The sequence below is a fragment of the Leptolyngbya sp. FACHB-36 genome, from assembly GCF_014695955.1.
GTDB lineage: Bacteria > Cyanobacteriota > Cyanobacteriia > Leptolyngbyales > Leptolyngbyaceae > FACHB-36.
In genome coordinates, this window is record NZ_JACJPG010000119.1 from 1 (window position 1) to 2921 (window position 2921).

General features: G+C 51.0%; 3 protein-coding genes. 1 reads left to right on the plus strand and 2 read right to left on the minus strand.

Going from position 1 to position 2921, the window contains the following annotated elements; translation table 11 throughout:
* The coding region (locus tag H6F43_RS01655) for a DEAD/DEAH box helicase (protein WP_190340283.1) at positions 1-914 on the minus strand (914 nt) is incomplete at its 3' end.
* A gap of 229 nt (positions 915-1143) precedes the next feature.
* Positions 1144-1812, minus strand: coding sequence for a TetR/AcrR family transcriptional regulator (locus H6F43_RS01660; protein ID WP_190340284.1), 669 nt, complete (start codon positions 1810-1812; stop codon positions 1144-1146).
* Positions 1813-1926: 114 nt separating this feature from the next.
* Between H6F43_RS01660 and H6F43_RS01665 the strand changes: the two genes are divergently transcribed.
* A complete protein-coding gene (locus H6F43_RS01665; RefSeq protein ID WP_190340285.1) occupies positions 1927-2916 on the plus strand; it encodes a Rieske 2Fe-2S domain-containing protein in 990 nt (329 codons plus the stop codon).
* The last annotated feature ends 5 nt before the right edge of the window (positions 2917-2921 follow it).

Sequence of the window (2921 nt, forward strand, 5' to 3'; positions counted from 1 at the left end):
AGCGGAGCCGAAATGCTGCCGTGGTGAACGTGGTAGACATCGGGCAGATGTTTGGCGCTGGCGATTTGCCGTAGGGTAGCAATGATGCTTTCGGTCTGCGATCGTCCGTTCGCAAAAATTAGGCACTTGCGCCCCTGAGTTTGATTGAACAAATGCAGGTGATAAGGATGAAACGCAGCGTCACGAGAGTCGCCCCGTGCCCGCACCACGAGTTTTGGGTCGTAGAAGTGCTCGATCGCCAGATGCAGCGTCCGCTGACTGGCAGGAAGCTGCGGCGTAATTACGGGACGATCGTCGCCCGATCTCAGCCAGTCTTCTGCCATGCCGTAGTCGCCCAGCGTAGCAGACAGCCCAATGCGGCGCGGCTGACTTCCGGTCAAGTGGGCAAGCCGCGATAGCTGACAGAGAATTTGCGCTCCACGCTCGGAGCCAATAAAGGCATGAATTTCATCGATGATGACAAATCGCAGATCGCCAAACAGACGGGTCAGATCCGCCCGCTTGTTAATCAGCAGGCTCTCTAGCGACTCTGGGGTAATTTGCAAAATTCCTTTAGGCGTTTTGAGCAATCGCTGTTTCTGTCCCTGTGTGACATCACCATGCCATGCCCACACGGGAATTTGCGCGTGTTTCAGCAGATCGGTAAGGCGATCGAACTGATCGTTAATTAACGCTTTGATCGGACCAATGTACAGCGCGCCAACAGTCGCGGGCGGGTCTTCGTGCAGCCGCGTCAGCACCGGGAGAAAGGCAGCTTCGGTTTTGCCGGAAGCCGTTCCTGCTGCAATCAACAGATGGGCGTCTGTGTCGAACACAACGCGGCACGCTTCGACCTGTACGGGTCGCAAATCGGTCCAGCCTTGGCTGTAGATAAATTCTTGAATAAAGGGTGCGAGGCGGTAGTAGGGATTCACAGGAGGCAAGGAGGTAATGGAGAGTCGGAGACCGGCAGGTGTAGCCGCCTGAGGATGCTGCCTGGAGAACGAATTCGATCACATCACACAAATTATCCGAGTTGTGTCGCTGTTTACGACTGCCCACGTTGGTCATGAAGTGATTCTTTGTTGAATTATCTGACCGCTTCTACATCTGATATTTTCTGTCGTTAGAAATCTGACTGAGATTCACGTTTGCGATCGACACTCACGCTTGGTTTCTCGTAAACCCCTTTTGTCTAACCCCTGCCAGAATAAACTCGATCGCCTCCTCCGTATGTTCTTCGATCATCTCGGGACTCAGACGATCGAGGTCTGGGGTTAAATGCTTCCAATTTCCATGCACGGTGAAGTAGAACAGGCAAACACTCAGGATGTGAGTCAGCGCCAAAAAGGGTTTGAGAGGGCGAAAATTGCCTTCTGCCATACCGCGTTCCAGAACCTTAAGCAGATGTTCGTGCAGGGTTAAAACATTGCATTCCTTGAAATAGGCTCCTCCATTCTGGCTAGATTCTTGAAACCACAGCATTTGTCGTTGGGGGTTGGCGGCTTCGTTGGCGATCGCGATGCGAATGATCTGCTTCAGTGCCTCTTCAGGAGATAGCGTCTCGAAATTTTGCTGCATCAAGACCGCTTGCACCTCATTCACAGGACGCTGGAGGACGGCTTTGTAGAGATTCTCTTTGGTCTCGAAATAGTAGTGCAGCGTTGCAGATGTGACTTCGGCACCGTCAGCGATCGCACTCATGCGCGCACCCTTTAAGCCATGTCGGGCAAATTCTTGTTCAGCGGCATCAAGAATTTGCTGCTGAGTTGCGGCGGCATCTCGCACAACGCGAACTGACTTAGCTCCTCGTCCCGATCGACCCACTGCCATCCGTTCCTTGCGTAATCAACCGTCATCTTAGCAGAGAGGGTCAATTCATGGATTGACGTTTGCTTAAGCGATTGATAAGCTAACTAATTAATTAGTCAGTTAATGTTAAACCGTATGGAACGCTTGCAAGGCTCACCTTGGCTGTTGGCGCACCGTTCAATGCTGAAGCCCAATCAGCCCAGGAAATTTTCGCTATTGGACGAGGATTATGTGCTGTGGCAGGACCCGCAGGGCAGAATTCAAGCATTGCCGAATGCCTGTCCTCACATGGGCGCAATGCTCTCAGAGGGCTGGTGTGTGCCTCAGTCTGAGGGTCGTAGCGCAGTTGTCTGTCCGTTTCATGCGCTAGCCTTCGATCGCGCTGGCTGCACGGTCTTACCCGGTTCTAACAACTCAACGAAATCGTTGCTGCAACCCCTGGAGCTGGTGATTCAAGGTGATTTCATCTGGACCTACGGAGGGTATGAACCAAAAATTCCCATTCCAGAACTGATGAACACGATCGCAGCCGAGTATCAATTTATTGGAGTGGTTGGCGATCGCAGCATTCCCACCGATATTTTGAGTTTGCTGCTAAATATGCATGACTACAATCATCAAAACGGCACGCACCGGGAGCTGTTTGAGATTGAGGAAGTGAAGGTCAAGCAATTTATTGATGCAGGTCTACATTCTCACGCTTATTTGGCTCAACTGCGAAAACAACCAATGCTGCGGGAGATTTTAAAGAATCCAGCACAGCTAGCACTCCCTAAGGTGCTGGAAGCACACCTGGAAAACTACTTTCCCTTCATGGGGATAATGCATGGGGATAACAAACTGCTGAGTTTGAAGGAATGCCACTTTTATCTGCCAGAATCGGTTCAACGATCGCGCGTGTTTGTGTTGATGTACATGCAGGCACACGCGCCGATCGCCCATTTACTAAAGCGTAACTTGCTCAAGCTGGTTAATGTAGTCGTAGAGCAGGATGCCAAAATCTTGAGCCATATTTACCCCAACACACCGCAGCGAATCAAATTGAACAATGAAGTCGGAATGGATTGGGTACGTCGGAACTTTGAACAGTTTCCGGTAGTTGCTGAACCTAATTTTTCCCGATAGCACTA

Coding starts and splice junctions, on each gene's coding strand:
- H6F43_RS01660 (WP_190340284.1), bottom strand. CDS start 1,812: ATGGCAGTGGGTCGATCGGGACGAGGAGCTAAGTCAGTTCGCGTTGTG.
- H6F43_RS01665 (WP_190340285.1), top strand. CDS start 1,927: ATGGAACGCTTGCAAGGCTCACCTTGGCTGTTGGCGCACCGTTCAATG.